The organism is Blautia sp. AM42-2, from assembly GCF_003480245.1.
In the GTDB taxonomy this organism is placed as follows: Bacteria; Bacillota; Clostridia; order Lachnospirales; family Lachnospiraceae; genus Fusicatenibacter; species Fusicatenibacter saccharivorans.
In genome coordinates this window covers 104338-125930 of record NZ_QUIM01000001.1, presented here as the reverse complement: position 1 = coordinate 125930, position 21593 = coordinate 104338, and the positions used below count along the sequence as shown (strand labels likewise).

At 48.4% G+C, this 21593-nt stretch carries 19 protein-coding genes; 3 read left to right on the top strand and 16 right to left on the bottom strand.

Features of this window, described 5'->3' with window-relative positions; translation table 11 throughout:
- Nucleotides 1–97: 97 nt before the first annotated feature.
- From DW915_RS00670 to DW915_RS00625, 10 genes are all read right to left on the bottom strand, one after another.
- Nucleotides 98–1387, bottom strand: a complete 1290-nt coding sequence (locus DW915_RS00670; protein ID WP_118741394.1) for a homoserine dehydrogenase — start codon at nucleotides 1385–1387, stop codon at nucleotides 98–100.
- A gap of 15 nt (nucleotides 1388–1402) precedes the next feature.
- The gene (locus DW915_RS00665; RefSeq protein WP_055218381.1) at nucleotides 1403–1786 is read right to left on the bottom strand and encodes a RidA family protein; all 384 of its coding nucleotides are present in this window, start codon (nucleotides 1784–1786) and stop codon (nucleotides 1403–1405) included.
- Nucleotides 1787–2085: 299 nt separating this feature from the next.
- A complete protein-coding gene (gene tpiA / locus DW915_RS00660) occupies nucleotides 2086–2838 on the bottom strand; it encodes a triose-phosphate isomerase (protein ID WP_118741393.1) in 753 nt (250 codons plus the stop codon).
- An 81-nt stretch (nucleotides 2839–2919) separates the two neighbouring features.
- Complete coding sequence (locus DW915_RS00655) at nucleotides 2920–4113, bottom strand: phosphoglycerate kinase (RefSeq protein ID WP_022463323.1); 1194 nt, start codon at nucleotides 4111–4113, stop codon at nucleotides 2920–2922.
- 214 nt (nucleotides 4114–4327) lie between these two features.
- Nucleotides 4328–5341, bottom strand: a complete 1014-nt coding sequence (gap, locus tag DW915_RS00650) for a type I glyceraldehyde-3-phosphate dehydrogenase (RefSeq protein WP_022463324.1) — start codon at nucleotides 5339–5341, stop codon at nucleotides 4328–4330.
- 264 nt (nucleotides 5342–5605) lie between these two features.
- On the bottom strand, nucleotides 5606–6406 hold the full coding sequence (locus DW915_RS00645) for a histidinol-phosphatase HisJ family protein (protein ID WP_118741392.1): 801 nt from the start codon (nucleotides 6404–6406) through the stop codon (nucleotides 5606–5608).
- Nucleotides 6403–7497, bottom strand: coding sequence for a tRNA 2-thiouridine(34) synthase MnmA (gene mnmA, locus DW915_RS00640; protein WP_055218213.1), 1095 nt, complete (start codon nucleotides 7495–7497; stop codon nucleotides 6403–6405). Before mnmA ends, DW915_RS00645 begins: the two co-directional genes overlap by 4 nt.
- Nucleotides 7498–7499: 2 nt before the next feature.
- A complete protein-coding gene (gene nifU, locus DW915_RS00635; RefSeq protein WP_022463327.1) occupies nucleotides 7500–7937 on the bottom strand; it encodes a Fe-S cluster assembly scaffold protein NifU in 438 nt (145 codons plus the stop codon).
- Nucleotides 7938–8044: 107 nt separating this feature from the next.
- Nucleotides 8045–9226: a cysteine desulfurase NifS gene (gene nifS, locus DW915_RS00630; protein WP_055267020.1), complete on the bottom strand. Its 1182-nt coding sequence runs from the start codon at nucleotides 9224–9226 to the stop codon at nucleotides 8045–8047.
- A gap of 6 nt (nucleotides 9227–9232) precedes the next feature.
- The gene (locus DW915_RS00625) at nucleotides 9233–9688 is read right to left on the bottom strand and encodes an RrF2 family transcriptional regulator (RefSeq protein ID WP_022463329.1); all 456 of its coding nucleotides are present in this window, start codon (nucleotides 9686–9688) and stop codon (nucleotides 9233–9235) included.
- Between the two features lie 158 nt (nucleotides 9689–9846).
- Between DW915_RS00625 and DW915_RS00620 the strand changes: the two genes are divergently transcribed.
- Both DW915_RS00620 and DW915_RS00615 read left to right on the top strand, forming a co-directional pair.
- Nucleotides 9847–11208: a polysaccharide biosynthesis protein gene (locus DW915_RS00620; RefSeq protein ID WP_118741391.1), complete on the top strand. Its 1362-nt coding sequence runs from the start codon at nucleotides 9847–9849 to the stop codon at nucleotides 11206–11208.
- Between the two features lie 167 nt (nucleotides 11209–11375).
- Nucleotides 11376–12410 carry a 3-deoxy-7-phosphoheptulonate synthase gene (locus tag DW915_RS00615; protein ID WP_118741390.1) on the top strand — a complete coding sequence of 345 codons (1035 nt, stop codon included), beginning with the start codon at nucleotides 11376–11378 and terminating at the stop codon, nucleotides 12408–12410.
- A gap of 98 nt (nucleotides 12411–12508) precedes the next feature.
- Here the strand turns inward: DW915_RS00615 and xerD are convergent, their stop codons facing one another.
- From xerD to DW915_RS00600, 3 genes are all read right to left on the bottom strand, one after another.
- Entirely contained in the window at nucleotides 12509–13390 is an 882-nt protein-coding gene (gene xerD / locus DW915_RS00610) for a site-specific tyrosine recombinase XerD (RefSeq protein WP_118741389.1), read from the bottom strand.
- 111 nt (nucleotides 13391–13501) lie between these two features.
- A complete protein-coding gene (locus DW915_RS00605) occupies nucleotides 13502–14077 on the bottom strand; it encodes a stage II sporulation protein M (protein WP_118741388.1) in 576 nt (191 codons plus the stop codon).
- Nucleotides 14078–14291: 214 nt separating this feature from the next.
- Nucleotides 14292–16874 carry a glycoside hydrolase family 3 protein gene (locus DW915_RS00600; protein ID WP_118741387.1) on the bottom strand — a complete coding sequence of 861 codons (2583 nt, stop codon included), beginning with the start codon at nucleotides 16872–16874 and terminating at the stop codon, nucleotides 14292–14294.
- A 187-nt stretch (nucleotides 16875–17061) separates the two neighbouring features.
- Between DW915_RS00600 and DW915_RS00595 the strand changes: the two genes are divergently transcribed.
- Nucleotides 17062–17892 carry an AraC family transcriptional regulator gene (locus tag DW915_RS00595; RefSeq protein WP_022463335.1) on the top strand — a complete coding sequence of 277 codons (831 nt, stop codon included), beginning with the start codon at nucleotides 17062–17064 and terminating at the stop codon, nucleotides 17890–17892.
- 112 nt (nucleotides 17893–18004) lie between these two features.
- Here DW915_RS00595 and rny read toward each other — a convergent pair whose 3' ends face one another.
- The 3 genes from rny to recA all read right to left on the bottom strand — a co-directional run bounded on the left by rny (nucleotide 18005) and on the right by recA (nucleotide 21413).
- Nucleotides 18005–19570, bottom strand: a complete 1566-nt coding sequence (gene rny, locus DW915_RS00590) for a ribonuclease Y (RefSeq protein WP_022463336.1) — start codon at nucleotides 19568–19570, stop codon at nucleotides 18005–18007.
- 148 nt (nucleotides 19571–19718) lie between these two features.
- Nucleotides 19719–20345: a regulatory protein RecX gene (locus DW915_RS00585; protein ID WP_118741386.1), complete on the bottom strand. Its 627-nt coding sequence runs from the start codon at nucleotides 20343–20345 to the stop codon at nucleotides 19719–19721.
- Entirely contained in the window at nucleotides 20346–21413 is a 1068-nt protein-coding gene (gene recA / locus DW915_RS00580) for a recombinase RecA (RefSeq protein WP_022463338.1), read from the bottom strand.
- Nucleotides 21414–21593 lie beyond the last annotated feature (180 nt).

The following is a 21593-nucleotide window of genomic DNA, read 5'->3' as shown; positions in this document are numbered from 1 at the left end:
TTTTCGCCATATGAAATTCCAGAAAAAGCGCTCCTTCACGCAAGCATGATTCGCGATTTTTCTTCCATTTCGCATGGCTCTGAATTGTTACATTTTTTTAGTATACCCGGATTGTCGAGGAAATCTCCTGGATCATCGACATTCCGCCTAAAATCTGCATGGCATCCTCAAAATGGCGCTCTTTGACCTCGTCCGTAATGACGACGATCTCGGCGTATTTTCCATTGACACGTTTCTGAAGCATCTGTGCAATCGAAACCTTGTTGTTTCCAAAGACAGAAGCTACCGATGCCAGCGTTCCATACCGATTTTCAATCTGCATGCGTACAAAATATTTCGACTTAATTTCGCCGACACGCTTGATCGGGCATTCCCGGTAGCATGTGCAGCCGATTCTGCCGCAGCAGTTCCATAAAATATTGCGCACAACATCGAAAATATCGCCCACAACAGCACTCGCAGTCGGAAGCTCTCCGGCACCTCGTCCGTAAAACATCGTATCCTGTACGGCATCGCCTGTCAGGAATACGGCATTGTAGGAATCATTGACAGTCGCAAGCGGATGATTGCTGTCGATCAGCATCGGATGAACGCGGGCTTCGATTCCTTCCGGGGTATCTTTTGCCACGCCGAGCAGCTTGATCGTGCATCCCATCTCTTTTGCGTACTGGATATCGGTCGCCGCGATTTTGGTAATGCCTTCGGTGTAAACATCTTCAAATGTCACTCTGGAATTGAACGCTGCTGAAGCAAGAATTGCCACCTTACGACCGGCATCAAGACCTTCCACATCTGCGGTCGGATCTGCTTCCGCATAACCCATATCCTGCGCCAGACGGAGTGCATCGCCAAACTCCATGCTTTCCTGCGACATTTTTGTCAGAATAAAATTTGTGGTACCGTTGAAAATACCCATCAGCTCTGTGATATGATTGGCTGCAAGGCACTGTTTCACCGGACGGATAATCGGAATTCCTCCCGCCACGGATGCCTCGTAGAGAAAATCCTTTCCGTTTCTCTTTGCTGCCGCAAGGATTTTTTTACCCTCAGATGCCACCAGGTCTTTGTTTGCCGTTACAACATTCTTTCCTGCATCCAGGCAGGCAAGAATGTAATTCATAGCCGGCTGTTTTCCACCCATAACCTCAACAACAATCTCAATCTCCGGGTCATTGGCAATGTCCTCAAAGTTCATGGTAATGATCGACGGATCATCAACCTTTGCAACTGCTTTTTCCACATTGCGCACGAGAATTTTTTTCAGCTCCACACGCGCTCCCAGCTTCGGAAGCATTTCCTCCTGCTGGCTTTTCAGCACTTTGTACACACCGGTACCGACGGTGCCAAGACCCAGCATTCCGATTTTAATTACTCTTTCCTCTGCCATACTCATCTCTCCCTCTTATTTCAGGGATACGATGCATTCAATTTCTACTTTTGCTGCTTTTGGAAGAGCAGCAACTGCTACACAGGAACGAGCCGGTTTGGACTCGCCAAAGAAAGCACCGTATACTTCATTTACCTTGGCAAAATCGTTCATATCGGTCAGGAAAATGGTTGTTTTCATCACTTTCGTGCGGTCAGTTCCTGCTGCTGTCATGATTGCGTCCAGATTCTTTAAAGAGAGGGTTGCCTGCTCTTCTACGGTTTCCGGGATCACGCTGCCATGCTCTACATCAAAGCCAAGCTGTCCGGAAATAAATAAAAGGCCGTTGTCTGCGACTGCCTGTACATAAGGTCCGATTGCTGCCGGTGCTTTTTCTGTATTAATGATTTCTCTTGCCATAATCATATTCTCCTTTATGCTTTCTTTCGCGCCGTCTGATTTGCCGCGTTTTTTCCCTCTATCATGCGGTTTTTCCGACACTTTTTGTCGTTCCCATCATATCACATGTGGGAGATGTCCGCAAGTGCGAAAAAGCATTGCAGAAGTCTATTACGCCAGATCCTAAAGAGCGGTATTGCCATCACGTCGTAAAACAGCAAAACGCCACCAAGCACTTTTCCTTTGACATTTCTGCCAAATTTCACCGTGTTTGGTGGCGTCTTAGCCTGTTTTATTTATTGATTTCGTACAAGAATCAATTATTTATTGTAGTTTACGATAGCTCCGAAATCCGGTTTCAGGGATGCTCCGCCTACCAGGCCGCCGTCGATGTTCTCCTGTGCGAACAGTTCCGGTGCAGTTTTTGCGTTTACAGAGCCGCCGTACTGGATACGGATAGCTGCTGCTGTTGCATCATCATAGATTTCAGCGATGCACTCGCGGATGCCTTTGCAAACTTCCTCAGCCTGCTCTGTTGTAGCAGTTTTGCCGGTTCCGATTGCCCAGATTGGCTCGTAAGCGATAACGGCTGTTTTGGCCTGATCTGCTGTTACATTCAGGAATCCAACCTTTACCTGCTGACGGATGAAATCCATCGTTACACCCTGCTCTCTCTGCTCCAGAGTTTCTCCGCAGCACATGATCGGGGTGATGCCGTGCTCGAAAGCTTTCAGCATTTTTTTGTTTACGGTCTCGCTGGTCTCTGCGAAGTATTCTCTTCTCTCAGAGTGGCCAAGTACAACGTATTTCACGCCAGCGTCTGTCAGCATAGCCGGGGAGATTTCGCCTGTGAAAGCACCTTTCTCCTCAAAATACATATTTTCAGCACCAATCTGGATGTTGGAGCCTTTTGCAGCCTCTACAACCAGGATGATATCGATGGCCGGTACGCAGAAAACAACGTCAACGTCGTCATTTGCCACCAGTGGTTTTAATGTATTAACTAACTCTACTGCCTCGCTCGGAGTCATGTTCATTTTCCAGTTTCCGGCGATAATTTTCTTTCTTGCCATGATCGTTTGATCTCCTTAGTTTTACTTATTGAAACGGTTCAGAGCCACCTCTCGATTCCGCTTGCGCTCTGAATCGTTGTTTTATTTGTCGTTTGCTGCTGCAACGCCCGGCAGTTCTTTTCCTTCCAGGAATTCCAGGGAAGCGCCGCCGCCAGTGGAGATATGAGTCATCTTATCGCCATATCCAAGCTGATTTACAGCTGCTGCGGAATCTCCGCCGCCGATGATCGTAACTGCATCTGTTTCAGCCAGTGCTGCTGCAACTGCTTTGGTTCCTGCTGCGAAATTCGGCATCTCGAAGCATCCCATCGGTCCGTTCCATACAACGGTTTTAGCAGTTTTAACAGCGTCAGCGAACAGTTTTGCAGTTTCCGGTCCGATATCCAGACCTTCCCAGCCATCCGGAATCTGTCCGGCCGGAACAACCTGTGTATTTGCGTCGTTTGAGAATGCATCTGCAACAACGTTGTCTACCGGAAGAAGCAGTTTCACGCCTTTTGCTGCTGCTTTTTCTTTCATTTTGTTTGCATAATCCAGATAATCCATCTCAAGCAGAGAATCACCAACGGTGCCGCCTGCTGCTTTTGCGAAGGTATAAGCCATACCACCGCCGATGATCAGGACATCAACTTTATCGATCAGGTTGTCGATAACAGAAATCTTACTGGATACTTTGGATCCGCCAAGGATGGCAACAAACGGACGCTCCGGATTGTTGACAGCATTTCCAAGGAATGCGATCTCTTTCTCCATCAGATAACCAACAACTGCAGTGTCAACATATTTAGTAACACCAACATTAGAGCAATGAGCACGATGTGCGGTTCCGAATGCATCGTTTACGAATACGTCGCACAGGGAAGCCAGTTCTTTGCTGAACTCCTCACCGTTTTTGGTCTCTTCCGCACGATAACGGGTGTTCTCCAGAAGGATTACATCTCCGTCTTTCATAGCCTCAACAGCTGCTTTTGCGTTCGGTCCTACAACCTCAGGATCTGCTGCAAATTTAACTTCCTGTCCGAGAAGCTCGGAAAGGCGGACTGCAACCGGTGCAAGAGAAAGCTCTGGTTTTGGTTCTCCTTTCGGTTTTCCAAGATGAGAGCAGAGAATTACTTTTCCGCCGTCAGCGATCAGTTTTTTGATCGTCGGAAGAGCAGCTACCAGACGGTTCTCATCTGTGATTTTTCCATCGATCAGCGGAACGTTGAAGTCGCATCTTACAAGGACTCTTTTTCCTTTTACGTTGATATCATCTACGGTTTTTTTGTTTAACATGGGCGTTTCCCTCCATATATCCAACTGCATCTGCCGCGCCGTTTCTTTGTTTTTGCGGCATCGCGGTCCTTATTTAAAAATGCAGTTTATAATTTTTGCACACGGAAAAGGGCTGTTTTTGTGCCGTATTTTTCCGCCGCATTCGCAAAAAGGGTCCGGTCCTTAACAGACCGGACCCTTTGGGCTCTGAAATTTTGCCGTTCAGTTTGTTAAATTATGCTAACTCGCTGAAGTATTTGATGGTACGAACCATCTGGCTTGTGTAGGAGTTCTCGTTATCATACCAAGAAACAACCTGTACCTCTGTTGTTCCGTTGTCCAGCGGAAGAACCATGGTCTGAGTTGCATCGAACAGAGAACCATATCTCATACCAACGATGTCGCTGGATACGATTTCATCTGTGTTGTATCCGAAGGACTCGGTTGCAGATGCTTTCATTTTTGCGTTGATCTCGTCAACAGTTACAGTTCCTTCTACAACTGCTGTAAGGATTGTGGTAGAACCGGTTGGGGTTGGAACACGCTGTGCAGAACCGATCAGTTTGCCGTTCAGTTCCGGAATAACAAGGCCGATTGCTTTTGCAGCACCGGTGCTGTTTGGAACGATGTTAACTGCAGCTGCACGGGATCTTCTCAGATCGCCTTTTCTCTGCGGTCCGTCCAGAGTCATCTGATCTCCAGTGTAAGCATGGATAGTAACCATGATACCGGATTTGATCGGAGCCAGTTCGTTCAGAGCTTTTGCCATAGGTGCAAGGCAGTTTGTGGTGCAGGATGCAGCGGAGATGATGTTATCGTCTGCTGTCAGGGTCTCATGGTTTACATTGTAAACGATGGTCGGAAGGTCGTTACCAGCCGGAGCGGAGATAACTACTTTACGAGCGCCTGCATTGATGTGTGCCTGAGCTTTTGCTTTGGAGGTGTAGAATCCGGAGCACTCCAGAACTACGTCTACGCCAAGCTCTCCCCATGGGCAGTTGTTAGCATCCGGGAAAGCATAGATTTTGATGTTTTTGCCATCTACTGTGATGGAATCTTCATCGGATGTTACGGTATCAGCCAGAGCATATTTTCCCTGAGAAGAGTCATATTTTAACAGATGAGCTAACATCTTCGGGGATGTTAAATCGTTGATTGCTACTACTTCATAACCTTCTGCTCCAAACATCTGTCTGAATGCAAGACGTCCGATACGGCCAAAACCATTGATTGCTACTTTTACTGCCATGATTTTCAATTCCTCCTAAAAAGTGAATTTTAATTTTGAGTCTCTGTACTTTGTTAAAGAAACATCAACCTTATCTGTATAATACCTAATTTCGTCGGAAAATTCAAGTTCTATTTTCAAGAAAATACGAAATTATTTCTAAAATTTGTGAAGAAGCCGGATGCCAATCCGTATTTCTGCAAAATTTCGAAAGATCCGTCTATTGCAGAAAAAGCCGGAATCCAGCCTTTCTGGGGCTTTTTTCCGGCTTTTCCTGCGCGTTTTCTATTGGATCGGCAGATATTCCGGCTTCTTCTCTTTAAACCGCACGTAGTACCGGAATCCGGCTTCCTGCGCGATGGCTGCCGCGTCCGCGAAATGAAACGCTATATGTTCCGGTTTGTGGGCATCGGCACCGAAGGTGATCTTTTCGCCGCCCAGTTCCCGGTATCTTTTGATGACATCCGGCGTCGGATTCGGCACGCCAAGGCCTGCCTTGTAGCCGCCGGTGTTGATTTCCAGCGCGATATCGTACTGAATCAGCTCTTTTAAAATGGTATCGATCTCGTCTGCAAATGCGCGGTAGCTGTAATCTTTTCCTTTTTCTCTGCAGTAGCGTACCACATAATCCAGATGACCAAGCGTCTGGAAATTGTGGAAGAACCGGATATTTTCTGCGGTAGCCCGAAAATACGCCCGGTACAGCTCTTCTGCTGTCCAGTCCGGGAAAGCATCCTCATAATAGGGGTCTTTTCCGTCAATGACATGCATGGAGCCGATCACATAGTCGAACGGCCACGCATTTACATACTCTTCCATCCGTTCTTTTAAGTGGAGCTGCAGTCCCAGTTCCACGCCGAATCGGATATCGATTCTGTCGCGGTATTTTTCCTGCAGTTCCCGGATTTTTGCCGCATATGCCGGTGTATCAAGCTGGAACTCGCCGGTACTGTAATCCATATCGTAGTGATCCGTCAGGCAGATTGCCGGAAGTCCCAGCTCGACTGCCCGTTTTACCATCTCTTCTGTTGGTGCTTCGCTGTCACTTGAAAAGAAACTGTGCATATGACAGTCCGCTATTTTCATCTTTCGGCCTCCGTAATCGTTCCGCCTCCGCCGACACAGCCGTCCACGTAGAAGACAACAGCCTGTCCCGGTGTCGGAGCACGCACGCCGTCCGGGAAGGTACAGGTAATCTCATCTTCCCCGGTCCGTTTGATCACGCACGGGGAGCCTTTGTGCCCGTACCGGATTTTTGCGGTGCAGGAGAGCTCTTCTCCAAGTTCCAGCGGCGGAATTGCCATATAGTTTACTTTGTTTGCTTTTACTACTTTTGCGAAAACCTCTTCATTTTCGCCGACCACAACCTCGTTCGTCTCCGGACGGATTTCCAGTACGAACACGCGGTGTCCCATCGGAAGGCCGAGTCCGCGGCGCTGTCCTACTGTATAATGGGTAATCCCCTCATGGGTACCGAGGATTTCACCCTTTGTATTCACGAAATTGCCTTTCGGTGCCACGATTCCTGTCTCGTTCTGAATAAAGGAAGCGTAATCCTGATCCGGCACGAAGCAGATTTCCTGGGAATCCTTCTTTTTTGCTACCGGAAGACCGATTTTTGCTGCAATCTCACGAATCTGATCTTTTGTGTAGTCTCCGACCGGCATCAGCGTATGCGAAAGCTGCTCCTGGGTCAGATTATACAGTGCATACGTCTGGTCTTTTGCCGCTGTTACCGAATTTGCAATCGCATACCGTCCATTGGCAAGCTGTTCGATTCTTGCATAATGTCCGGTCGCAATGTAGTCCGCTCCAATGGAAAGACTGCGCTGAAGCAACGCTTCCCATTTCACATAGCGGTTGCAGGCGATACACGGGTTCGGTGTTCTGCCGCAGAGATATTCGTTCGTGAAATAGTCCATGACGTTCTCACGGAACTCTTTTTTGAAATTCATGACATAATACGGAATGTCCAGCACCTGTGCCACGCGTCTTGCATCATCAACAGCAGAAAGGCCGCAACAGCCCCCGTTTTCCTCCTGGACTGTCTCGGCCTCATCCTGCCAGATCTGCATGGTCACCCCGATGACATCGTATCCTGCTTTTTTCAGGAGATACGCTGCCACCGAGGAATCTACGCCGCCGGACATTCCAACGACTACTTTCTTTTTTCCCATACTTAGTATTCTTCCTCTTCCTCGCCCTCGCTGATATCAGACTTCGGTTTTGCAAGACCTTCGATCTTGATGTGGTGTTTCTCTGCGTAATCCCAGAGTGCAGCGTGAATTGCTTCTTCTGCAAGCAGAGAACAGTGAACTTTGACCGGCGGAAGTCCGTCGAGTGCTTCCATAACGGCTTTGTTGGTTACTTCCAGAGCTTCCTGGATGGTTTTTCCTTTTACCAGCTCGGTTGCCATACTGCTGGTTGCAACTGCGGCGCCGCAGCCGAAGGTTTTGAATTTGCAGTCCTGAATGATGCCGTTATCGTCGATGTCAAGATACATTCTCATGATATCGCCGCATTTTGCATTTCCAACGGTACCTACACCGCTTGCGTTCTCAATTTCTCCTACATTTCTCGGATGCTGGAAATGATCCATTACTTTTTCACTGTACATTGTTATTCTTCCTCCTGAACTATTTCAAAGCAGTCCTCCTCCGGCACAGCTTTTACCTGAATTTTTCTGTACCGGCTTTCTGGATGGACTGTCTTATTTTTTTTAACTTATTTACCCTGCTGTTTTTTGATGTAATCCTCATACAGCGGGGACATGCTGCGCAGACGGTCTACGATTGCTTTGATCTGCTCTACAACGAAATCAACGTCCTCTTTTGTGATTTCTTCACTTAAGGTCAGACGTAAGGATCCGTGTGCTTTCTCATGCGGCAATCCGATGGCCAGCAGTACGTGGGACGGATCCAGGGATCCGGAAGTACATGCGGAACCGCTGGACGCACAGATGCCTTTCATATCCAGCATGATCAGAAGGGACTCTCCCTCGATGAATTCAAAGCTGATGTTGCAGTTGTTCGGCAGACGTTTTACCGGATCGCCGTTCAGACGGCAGTTCGGAATCTCGGTTAAAATACGGTTGATCAGATAATCACGTACTTCGATTTCTTTTGCGGTACGCTCCGCCATAGTTCTTGCCGCACGCTCTGCCGCAACTCCATATCCTACGATGCCCGGTACATTTTCTGTTCCGGCACGGCGTTTTCTTTCCTGCGCACCGCCGTGTACGAAGGAGCGGATTTTCACACCCTTTCGGATGTAAAGGAAGCCGATTCCTTTCGGTCCGTTAATCTTATGACCGCTGGAACTGAGCATATCAATATTGCACTCATCCACATTGATCGGGATCTGGCCAAATGCCTGTACGGCATCTGTGTGGAATAAAATATTGTGTTCTTTTGCAATTCTTCCGATTTCCTTGATCGGCTGAATCGTTCCGATTTCGTTGTTTGCCGCCATAACGGAAATCAGAATGGTCTCCGGTGTGATGGCTGCTTCGAGTTCATCCAGATTGACAACGCCGTTCTCATCGACGCCGACATAAGTCACTTTCGCACCGCGCTCTTTTTCCAGATACTCGCAGGTGTGAAGAATCGCATGATGCTCGATTTTTGTGGTGATGATGTGGTTTCCTTTATTTTTATATGCTTCAAAGGTAGCTTTTAACGCCCAGTTATCGGACTCGCTGCCGCCGGCTGTAAAATAAATTTCCTCCGGTTTTGCGCCGAGCACGTTTGCGATCTGTTCTCTTCCCTTCGTAATAGCTTCTTTGCTTTTTCCCGCAATGGCATAAATACTGGATGGATTTCCGTAGTATTCGCTGAAATAAGGAAGCATAGCCTCGACAACTTCCGGGGCTGTTTTTGTTGTTGCCGCATTGTCCAGATAAATCATTGTTGTTCACTCCTTGTCATTTCTATCGCTGTTTCTGTTTTTCTCTAATTGCCGGCTCTGCTGAACCAGCTCTCCGAGGCTGATGGAATCCACAGCGTTCGTAATTCCCTCATTGATCCTCTGCCACACAAAACGCGTGACGCAGAAATCGGCCGCATCGCAGCCGCCCAGGCCTTCATTGACCGAGCACGTGACTGCCTCGAGTCCGCCCTCCAGCACACGGAGAACATCTCCTACCGAAATGGAATCTGCCGGTTTTGCAAGTACATATCCACCGCCTGCTCCCCGCACACTCTCAATGAATCCGGCTTTTCGAAGCGGACGCACCAGCTGCTCCAGATAGCTCTCTGAGATATTCTGGCGTTCTGAAATGCTGGCAATGGACACTGCACCCTCTTCTTCGTGACTCGCCAGATCGATCATGGCACGCAGACCATATCTTCCTTTGGTCGATAATTTCATTCCTGGTTCTCCTTTTTCCTGTGCTGTCGTTTTCCAATTCCGACAGTTTTAATCGGATTTATTTCTCACTCAGAATAGCACCGATCACGGGGTTCTGTCAAGGAGTTTTTTCGCATATTTTAGACTATCTGCGCAATGCCGTGAAAGGAGTCTATCCCATGCTGAAAATCACAAGAAAGAACACGCTTCTTCTTGGCACACTGATCCTGACCGCGTCCGGGATCATCTGCAGAATTCTTGGATTTCTCTATAGAATATTCCTGTCGCGCCGGATCGGTGCGGAAGCCTTTGGTATCTACCAGCTCGCCACACCACTCTACGCACTGATGCTCTCCCTTGGCGCAGGCGGCATGCAGACGGTGCTCTCACGCTTTGTCGCATCGTACCTTGCCAAAAAGGATTCCAGACGGGCAAAGATCTGTCTGGCGGCCGGATGCGGCATTGTAGTGATACTTTCCTTCTCCGCCTCCATCTTTCTCTTTTTCAGCGCGGATTTCATCGGAACACGGCTTCTTTTTGAGCCGCGGACGATTCTGCTCCTCCGGATTTTATCACTCGGCATTCTCCCCTCCGGGATCCACAACTGTCTCTCGGCATGGTATCTTGGCCAGAATCAGACGGCACTGCCTTCTTTTTGCCAGCTTTTGGAACAGTTCGTGCGCATGGGCGCTTCCTACCTTGCCTGGCTTTTCTGTCTTTCCACAAGCCTCCCCTCTGCCGCTGTCGCTGCATTCGGTACTGCCGCCGGCGAACTCTTTTCGTGTCTCTTTCTGATGGCCTGCCTGTCCGTCTCGCACAGCAGGTCCCCTCAGAAACACCGCACGATTTCTGTTTTTTTCAAAGAAAAGACCCTCTGGTACGATACCTTCCGAGAGCTTGCTGTTTTGAATCTTCCGCTTACGCTGAACCGTATTCTTCTGAATGTCCTCCACAGCATTGAAAGTGCTCTGCTCCCCGGCTGTCTGGTCACCTCCGGTCTTTCCCGGAAAGCAGCGCTCTCGCAGTATGGCATTCTCACCGGTATGGCACTTCCGATGATCTTTTTTCCATCTGCCATCACCCACGCGGTGTCCGTCATGCTTCTGCCCGGCGTAGCAAAACAGCAGGCCGACGGTACGCCAGAGCAAATATCAGACACGATCCGTTATACAATTTCTTTCTGTGTGCTGCTTGGCACTTCCGCTGTTTTTGCCTTTTTCTTTTTCGGTCCGTGGCTTGGACGTTTCCTTTTTCAAAACGAAGAAGTCGGCGTTTTTCTGCGTATCCTTTCATTTTTAAGTCCTTTTCTCTATCTGGAAACGACACTTGGAAGCATTTTAAACGGCCTTGGAAAAACTTCTCTCGTTTTTTTCCAGAACCTTGCCGGAGATGTAATTCGTATTCTTGCAATTCTTTTTCTCGTCCCGGTTTTCGGCATCCGTGGCTATCTCTATGGTATTCTTGCAAGTGAACTTACCATTATGACAATGGCACTTTTGTTCCTGCATCGGGAATCTGCAAACGGATTTGCTGTTCATTGATACCTTTTTTCTATCTTTTTTAAGAGAAACAGAATTTTCGCCGAAAAAATATCGACAATCTTCGCGTTATGTATTATAATTTATAGATAGTTTGCGACGGAGCACACAAGAACGCTCCTCTGTCCGCAGCTAGAAAAGAAGTGCATCTAAGATAAAGGAGAACGAAAATGAGCCTTGAATTTGTAAGAAAACTTCCCACCCCAACAGAGATCCGGGAACAATATCCCTTAAGCGCCCGCGCAACCGAAATCAAAAAACAGCGTGACGCTGAAATCGCAAAAGTCTTTACCGGGGATTCCGATAAATTTCTTGTTATCGTAGGACCTTGCTCCGCAGACAACGAAGACGCTGTTCTGGAGTACAATCACCGTCTGGCAAAGGTTGCCGACAAAGTATCCGACAAACTGATCATCATCCCACGTGTCTATACCAACAAACCGCGTACCACAGGTGAAGGCTACAAAGGTATCGTTCATCAGCCGGACCCGGAAGGAAAGCCGGACCTGCTGCACGGCCTGATCGCCATGCGTAAAATGCATATGCGTGTAGTAGAAGAGACTGATCTGACTTCCGCAGACGAAATGCTGTATCCGTCCAACTGGAGCTATCTGTCCGATATTCTCTCCTATGTTGCGGTCGGCGCACGTTCCGTAGAAAACCAGGAGCACCGTCTGACTGTTTCCGGCATCGACATTCCGGCCGGCATGAAAAACCCGACCAGCGGTGATCTTTCTGTTATGATCAACTCCGTCATTGCCGCACAGGGCTCCCACTCCTTTATTTACCGTACCTGGGAGGTAAAGACAAGCGGAAATCCGCTGGCGCACACCATTCTCCGCGGTGCGACCAACAAGCACGGCAACTCCGTGCCGAACTATCACTACGAGGACATTCAGCTTCTGCTGGAGAAATACAACGAAACACATCTCGTAAACCCGGCTACCATCATCGATGCCAACCATTCCAACTCCGGAAAGAAATACGAGCAGCAGATCCGTATCGTCAAAGACGTTCTGCACACAAGACGATGCAACAAGGATATCGAAGGTCTCGTAAAAGGTGTTATGATCGAGAGCTATCTGGAGCCTGGCAACCAGAAGATCGGATGCGGAAATCACGTCTATGGTAAATCCATCACTGACCCGTGCCTTGGATGGGATCAGACTGAACGACTGATTTACGATATTGCTGAGGAGTGCTAAATTTTCTCAACACCCTAAAAACATCAAAAACCTTCGCTGCAGTTTTTCACCAGTCTGCGGCGGAGGTTTTTCTATCGTTTTACTTTTCTGTTCCACCTTTACTTTCTCGGATGTGTCTTCCGGTACACGTCCCTGATTTTATTCACACCAAGGTGGAGATACATCTGCGTTGTCGAGATATCGGCATGTCCCATCATCTCCTGGACACTCTTTAAGTCCGCACCATTTTGCAGCAGATGAGTTGCAAACGAATGGCGCAGGGTATGCGGCGTAATATCCGCAGTAATGCCTGCGGATTTCGCATAGGATTTCAGAATTTTCCAGAATCCCTGACGGCTCATCGGACCTCCGGAGCAGTTGACAAACAATACATCATCCTCCCGTCCATGCATCAGGGCTGCGCGCGCACTCCCCAGATACTGCTCCAACGCCTTTTTCGCCGGTCCGCCAAACGGAACGATCCGCTCCTTTTCATCGCGGCAGGTGATGTAGCCCATCATAAGGTTAACATCCTGCATTTTTAAATGGATCAGTTCACTGACACGGATACCGGTCGCATACAGCATTTCCAGCATTGCTTTGTCGCGGATACCCTTTGGCGTGTCGGTTTTGGGCTGGCGAAGCAGCAGATCGACCTCTGCGATGGAAAGGATCTCCGGCATTTTCCGCTCAACCCTCGGTGGCTGCAGTGCTTTCGACGGGTCAGATACCATTTTTCCCTCCTGACATGCATATTGGCAAAACATATGAATCGCCGCAATGCTGCGCGAGATCGTTGCCGGGGAGAAGTGTTCCCGCTCCAGATATAATAAATAAGAATTTAAAACCGTTGCATTCATCTGCTCCGGTTTTTCTATTCCGTGCTCCTTCAAAAAAACTGCCAGCTTTCGAAGATCGCGCCGATAGGAGACTTCTGTATTTTTTGACGCTTTCTTTTCCGTCTGTAGATAGTCCGTAAATGACTGTATCGTTTCCTGCATAGCTTTTTTCCTTTTTGCTTTTTTCTCCCTCTCACTGCCCGATAAAGGGTAACAATGCTTTTAATTATATACACGTTTTTTCAAAAATGCAATTCCCTTTTCCGACTGTTTTTACAGGATTTTCGCAAGAAACCACGGATTGACATAACTCTCAAGCAGAATACCCCACAGAAGCAGGATCAGTGCGAAGAAGTAGCGCACGCCAAAGCAAAAATATTCCTTTTTCTGTATGCCGCCGGCAAGGTGATTCGTCTCTGCCATCCGGCTGCACGCAGCAGCCATCAGAAATAACGCGGCAAGGTAGAGGAAAATCTGCGGAAAAAGAGCCAGAAAAAAGAATAAAAGACCTGCCATTCCGTTCTGCAGATAGGCAGCCGAGAGAAAGACGCCACACAGAAAACCATATGCCCAAACGGCAGCAGTGGCAAAATACGCACCGATTGCCGTCAATCCAAAGAGAAGTCCCGCAAATGCCGGTGCTAACCGTACCTTTAGAAGATAGGAAAAGCAGGCCTTTGCGGAAATTTTTCTTCCAAAAAACGCCTCCGCCTGAAAGAGGCGGACGCTATTTCCCTCCTTCATTCCCGTGTGGGATGCCGTAAGCAGCAGCAGTACACCGAGGGTCATACCGGCCGCAAACCAGAGGGCAAAAAAACGAATATATGCATTCTCATCCCGTTCTCTCATTTGCTTTTTGCGCCTCCTTATTTTCTGCCTTACTGTCAATGTATTCACGGTTCATAGACGATATACGTAAAAGAAGTGCCTGCTCCGCAAACCCCCATCTGCGAATGGCACTTCTTTCCTCTTTTCAGGGTCCCCCAATGTCTCACGCACCGAAATGTCCGTTCATTTCAAACCCTGCTTTTTGTATATCCCCATAAGATATTTTTCACTTCTTTTATTTCACGACAAGATAGGTATCCAGATCATCGAACTGATCAAGGTAGCTGACTGCGCCCTCGTACATATTGGACTGCAGTACGATATTTACCGTGTTATAGATGCAGCGTTTCAGTTCTGCCATCGTCAGAGTTCCATCTGCAAGTTCTTTTTTGATGTTCTCGTGATCCTCCGGCAGACCCGGCATTACCATGTCATTTCCGGCTCTCATGCAGCCCGCTGCGGTACACTCGCCCTGGATCTGTACGTTGGTGGTTGTCCAGTCGGTCATGATAGCTCCTGCAAATCCCCACTCATCTCTCGCTGCTTTCGTGCAGGTATCGTAGCAGTTTGCAGCGTGTACACCATTGATCAGGTTGTAAGATGTCATAATGGACATCGGCTGTGCATCTTTGACTGCGATTTCAAAGCCTTTCAGATAGATCTCACGCAGGGCACGCTCGGACAGGATAGAATCGGAGCCCATACGATTGTCCTCCTGGTTGTTGCATGCAAAGTGTTTGATCGTAGTTCCGCAGCCCGGTACCTTCTGTACACCGAGTGTCATGGCAGCCGCCATCATACCGGCAATCAGCGGATCCTCGGAATAGTATTCAAAGTTTCTTCCGCAGAGCGGATTTCTGTGAATGTTCATACCAGGTGCCAGCCACAGTGTTACGTTGAACAGCTCCATCTCATGGCCGATCATTTCGCCGACTCTCTTGATCAGTTCTACATCCCAGCTCTGTGCCAGAAGTGTTCCGACCGGGATTGCGGTACAGAACTGATAATAGGTTGTTCCGCGTTTTTCCTGCGGCTTACTGAAGAAACCGCCTTCCAAGGCAGCCAGGAAATCGCTCGCTACGATCTCTCCGTTGTCTACCTGATATTCTCTCTTCAGACGAAGACCTGCAGGTCCGTCGACCAGAGCAATCGTGGTTACATTCCACGGCTCCTCCGAAGCACACGGGGATGTCTCTGCTGCTGCTCCCGGAACAGAAATTCCTGCGGAGCCAAGTGCGTTGCCCTGTGCTCTTCCCGGATCACCGGTTGCAAGGAGTGCCAGCTGATCCACAGAAAGGGATTCCACAATCTTTCCTGCTTTTCCAGGAAGCTCTTCCGGTACCGGCTGGTAATCTACTTTCTCAGTTGGGATCTCAGATGCTTTGAGCTCGATGACGCTCATTCTCTTTTCTCTTACTTCGTTCTGCCATGCAGCTTCTCTTGCCTGTACTTTTTCTGCATCAGGGGAAATCTCGTTTAATTCCTCTTTCAGCGGGCAGATATTTTCACACGCTGTCATGACTGCTTTCTCGTCCAGCTCCAGAGCGCCGGAGAGAACAGATGTATTCAGATCATTTCCAACCCAGATACCATACATGCCCGGTTCCAGAATCCAGGATGCACTTTCCTCCTCATAGGAAGTCAGCTGATACAGCGGGAAGGTGATGGTCATCGTCTGGGATTCCTTCGGAGCCAGCAGCTTTGTCTTTCCAAAGCCTGCCAGACGGCGGAACTCTTTCACCAGTTTTCCCTGCGGGCAGGAAGCGTAGATCTGTACAACTTCTTTTCCTGCATAAGTATCGCCGGTGTTGGTGACGGTAACAGTCACGCTTACTTTCGGATTCATCATGCCGCGGCCGCTTACTTTGATGTCATTGGTTCTGATCTCGAAATCGGTGTAGGACATACCGTAACCGAAGGAGTAACGGACTGGTACTTCAAAGGTATCGAAGTAACGGTATCCAACGAAGATACCCTCTTCATATTTTTCTTTCATGAGGTCGCCGCTCTTGTAGCTGTAAACCTCTGCACCCGGATAATCATAGTAATCTTTTGCCCAGGTATCTGTCATTTTTCCGGATGGGGTTACATCGCCGCTTACAACATCAGCAAATGCATTTCCGCCTTCCTGGCCTGCCTGTACGTACTGTAAAATAGAGCGGATATTGTCAAATTCTTCTACGAATGCCAGATCCATCAGGCCGCCGGTGTTGACAACAAGAACAACGTTTTTATAGCATCTGGAAACCTGTGCCAGAATAGCTTTCTCTTCTTTGGAGATGAAGTAGTCACCCTCCGTATCAAAACGGTCTTTGTTCTCTCCTGCGATACGTGCCAGAACAAAGAATGCGGTGTCTGCACCGTCGGCTGCTGCTTTCTCTTCATCGATCGGGTTTCCGGATGGCATAAAGAACGGGGTTGCAGAGTAAGCATCAAAGAATTTTGTGTCGTCTCCGTTCAATTTTGTGAAAATCTCATTTTTCCAGTCCAGTCTTGCCTGTACGTAGAGTTTATCGTAATCCTCCAGCCATTCACTGCTTGTTACGTCGTAGCCTGCATTTTTCATGCCCTGGAAAATATTGACGCTGTCACGCTCATTGACATCGCCGGAACCGGTGCCTCCTTTGATGGTGCGGATCGCACCTGCTCCGTAAAGACCTACCTTGCTGCCCTTTGCCAGCGGCAGGAAATGATCTTTGTTTTCCAGAAGAACGAATCCCTCTGCTGCTGCCTCGCGGGCAAGTTTGCGGTGATCTGTTTCACGCTGGGTTACTTCCGGAGATGTAGTTCCGTTAAAGGTTCTTACCTTTGCTTTCATGTCTTTGTTCCTCCCAAACTTTGTTTCGTGCTAATGTCTCCATTATCTTCCCTTTTTCGTGTAACTTCTAGTTCCTTTCTTGTCCTTTCTCTGGTTGATATTGATATTTCGCACAATTTCTGGTACAATATTCTTATCTTTTTTGATTATAATTGACGTATATTTCTATCACATCCTGGAGGTACTTATGGAATCCTGCTTTTACGAAACAATACACGAAACCGATCTGCTGCACGTCCGTTTTGAGCTGCAGGATGCGCCCGCTTTTGTTTTTCCGGCGCACTGGCACGAATATGTGGAAATTCTCTATCTGATCAGGGGACAGTTTTCCGCGATTGTCCAGGCAACGGAGTATCAGTTAAACGAGGGCGATCTGATTATCATCAACTCCGGCGACCTCCATATGACGCGCTCCAATACCTGTACATATCTTCTGCTGCAGATTTCCGCAAGCCAGATGCGCCAATATCTGCCGGACTTTGATACGATGCGTTTCGACACGATCATTCCCTGCTCGGAACAGCCGGCTCCGCTCCGCGCACTGCTCTCGGAGATGAACGAGATCCGGCAGAATCCTTCCGATTCATACCAGCTTCTCTTTACCTCACGACTGTACGAATTTCTGTACCATCTCTGCCGGTCGTATTCCCACCAGATCCCTTCGGCATCCCTCACGGGTTCACAGCGCGATCTGCAGCGCGTGACACACGTTATGAACTGGGTGAAAGTGCATTACCCGGAACCGTTAAGCCTCGAAACAGCCGCGGATTCCCTGGCGCTCTCGAAGGAGTATTTCTGCCGGCTCTTTAAAAAGTATACCGGACAGACCTTTCTCGAATATCTGAACGATGTGCGCACGATGCACCTGTACGAAGATTTACAGAATTCCGACGAAACGATCACGGTACTGATGGAGAAAAACGGGCTGTCGAATTACAAAATTTTTATGCGGACCTTCAAAAAGCTGTATGGCTCTACACCTCAGAAAATGCGCTCGAACCGGATACGGCACGTATAAATTCTTTTAAAACTCACTGTTCTTATACACACTGAAAAGGCTGTGGAACATGATTGCTCATGTCCACAGCCTCTTTTTGATTTCGTTATTAAATTGTTTCGTAGAAAGTCTTTTATTTCGCGTAATCCGTTACACGGCTCTCGCGGATAACATTGACCTTGATCTGTCCCGGGTATTCCAGTTCAGCTTCGATCTGTTTCGAGATATCCCTTGCGAGCAGTACCATTTCAGAATCAGATACCTGCTCAGGAACAACCATGATGCGGACTTCTCTACCAGCCTGAATAGCAAAAGATTTTTCGACACCCTTGAACGAATTCGTGATGTCTTCCAACTGTTTTAATCTGTTGGTATATGTTTCGAGTGTTTCTCTTCTTGCACCCGGTCTTGCTGCGGAAATTGCATCCGCTGCCTGAACGATACATGCAATCAGAGACTGGGGCTCTACATCCCCGTGATGTGATTCTACTGTGTTGATCACAATCTGAGATTCTTTGTACTTTTTGCAGAGATCTGCACCGATCTGAATGTGAGATCCTTCTACCTCATGGTCGATGGATTTACCGATATCATGAAGCAGTCCGGCACGTTTTGCCATGCGGACATCGCATCCTACCTCTCCTGCGAGGAGACCGGAAAGCTGTGCTACCTCGATCGAATGCTTTAATGCATTCTGTCCGTAGCTGGAACGGAATTTCATTCTTCCAAGGAGACGGATCAGCTCCGGATGAAGTCCGTGTACACCGACTTCCAGTGCGGCTGCCTCGCCTTCCTCGCGAATATTCTGTTCTACTTCTTTGCGGGCCTTTTCTACCATCTCTTCGATGCGGGCCGGATGGATTCTTCCGTCTACGATCAGTTTTTCCAGAGCAATTCTTGCCACCTCACGGCGGATCGGATCGAATGAGGAAAGAACGACTGCTTCCGGTGTATCGTCGATGATCAGGTCAACGCCTGTCATGGTTTCGAGTGTACGGATGTTTCGTCCTTCACGGCCGATGATGCGGCCTTTCATTTCATCGCTCGGAAGCTGTACCACGGAGATGGTACTCTCGGATACGTGATCGACAGCACATTTCTGAATAGCTGTTACCACATACTCTTTTGCCTTACGGCCTGCTTCCTCTTTTGCTCTGCTCTCCAGCTCTTTGTAAAGCTTTGCTGTGTCGATTTTTACTTCGTCTTCCACAGATTTTAACAGATACTCTTTTGCTTCCTCGGAGGTAAAACCGGAAATTCTTTCCAGTTCCTGTACTCCTTTTTCGTGTAGACCGTCTACTTCCTTTTCTTTCTTTCTGACGCTTGCCTCTTTTGCTGCAATTTCGTTTTCACGACGCTCCAATACGTCCGCTTTTTTATCTACAGATTCTTCTTTCGATAAAACGCGCTTCTCATATTTCTGCAGTTCCGCTCTGCGCTCTCGGGTCTCTTTTTCTACTTCATTCTTCGTACGAAGAGACTCCTCCTTCGCCTCCAGCAGGGCTTCCCGTTTCTTAGTTTCGGCAGTTTTCAGTGCTTCATCTATGATGTTTCTCGCCTTTTCTTCCGCTGTGCCAATTTTCTCAGCATCCTGCTTGATTTTATTGTCCACAGCAATTTTCCTGGTAACAGGAACCGCAATAAGCAGCGTGACTACTACAGCAATGAATACCAGCAGAATTGTAATACCTGTACCCATTACCGGAGCACCTCCTTATTTAGTTTTCATTGCACATTTACAACACTACAATTTTATACTGTTTTCACAAATTTGTCAATGTTTTAAAAATATTCATGTAATTTATTGCACATAATTTCGCGGCATGTGGCGGAATCGCCGGGAATATTTAGAATTCTTCGTCAGCGGAATCTTGGTATTCTTCCAGTGCCCGACGGATTTCGGAACTGCCGAATCCCTTCCGCATCAGAAAACCGGCGGCACGGCGGTACTCTTTTTCATCCAGCCGGTGCGGCGTGCCGAGCTTTGCGAAGGCGGCACTTTTTGCAAGTTCATACTCATCGCGGGCATCCTCCTGCTCTTCCAGGACGGATTCCACCAGTTCCCGGTCCACGCCTTTCTGTGCCAGCGCATAGAGGACTGCCTTTTTCCCTTTTTTCGCACCGCTGCCCGCAAGATACTGCTCCACGTATGCACGGTCGTCGATATAGTGAAAGCTCTCCACGTACAAGACAGCCTCTTCAATGGCTCTCTCGGGATAGCCGTCTTTTCGTAACTTATCTTCCAGCTCTTTTTTCGTCCGCATCTGTCCGAGCAGCAGATACATCGCGCGGTGTTTGGCCCTTTTCGTCAGCACTTCCCCTGCCAGCTTTTCGTAAACCTCATCGGGAAGCTCCTCCTGCTCTTTGATGCGGGAAGCGCGGATTTCCCCGTTATAAAGAACCAGATCCTCTCCGTCATCGAAGAGGATCCGTGATTTCTTTTTATTCAGAGGACGAATCTCTGTCACAAACATTTATTCGTCGTCTCCTTCGGTTTCCGGAACTGCTGCTGTTTCTTCTGTGCCTTCCGGCGCTTCTTCCTTGATCAGGCCGTAAGCCACGCGCACTTTGTGCTCGATCTCATCCATGATTTCCGGATGCTCGCGCAGGTATGCTTTCGCATTTTCGCGTCCCTGGCCGATCTTGTCGCCGCCGTATGCGAACCATGCGCCGCTCTTCTGTACGATGCCGACGGAAGCTGCCAGATCCAGAACGTCTCCTTCTTTGGAGATTCCTTTTCCGAACATGATATCAAATTCTGCCTCGCGGAACGGCGGAGCTACTTTGTTTTTCACGACTTTGATTCTGGTACGGTTTCCGACCATCTCTCCGCCCTGCTTTAAGGCTTCGATTCTTCTGACATCGAGACGGATGGAAGAATAGAATTTCAGTGCACGGCCGCCGGTTGTGGTCTCCGGATTTCCGAACATGACACCGACTTTTTCACGCAGCTGGTTGATAAAGATAACAATACAATTGGATTTGCTGATCGCTGCAGTCAGTTTCCGGAGTGCCTGAGACATCAGACGCGCCTGCAGTCCGACGTGGGAATCTCCCATGTCGCCGTCGATCTCGGCTTTTGGAACGAGGGCTGCAACAGAGTCCACGATGATGATGTCTACCGCACCGGAACGAACCATCGTCTCGGTGATCTCAAGTGCCTGCTCGCCGTTGTCCGGCTGTGAGATGTAGAGGTTTTCAATATCAACACCGATATTTTTGGCATAGGCCGGATCGAGCGCATGCTCTGCATCGATGAAGCCGGCGATTCCGCCGCGTTTCTGTACTTCGGCTACCATGTGGAGCGCTACGGTTGTTTTACCGGAAGACTCCGGTCCATATACCTCGATGATTCTTCCCTTCGGCACACCGCCAAGACCGAGTGCGATATCCAGGCTTAAAGAGCCGGTCGGGATGGTTTCCACGTTCATGTTTGCTGCGGAATCTCCGAGCTTCATGACAGCTCCTTTTCCGTACTGTTTTTCAATCTGTCCAAGTGCGGCATCGAGTGCACGCAGTTTATCTTCGTTATTATTTCCCATACTGAATATTCTCCTTACTATGCGAACGTCCGTTCGCTTCTGTATACATACTATTACAAATCTGCTTTGTTGTCAACTGTTTTTCTTGTGTCTTTTTTCAGCCCCCAAATCCTCTGCACCGGAGCTGCTTCGAATATATCCTTATACACAAGTGTAGCATATTCCACTCTCCTGCCGCAA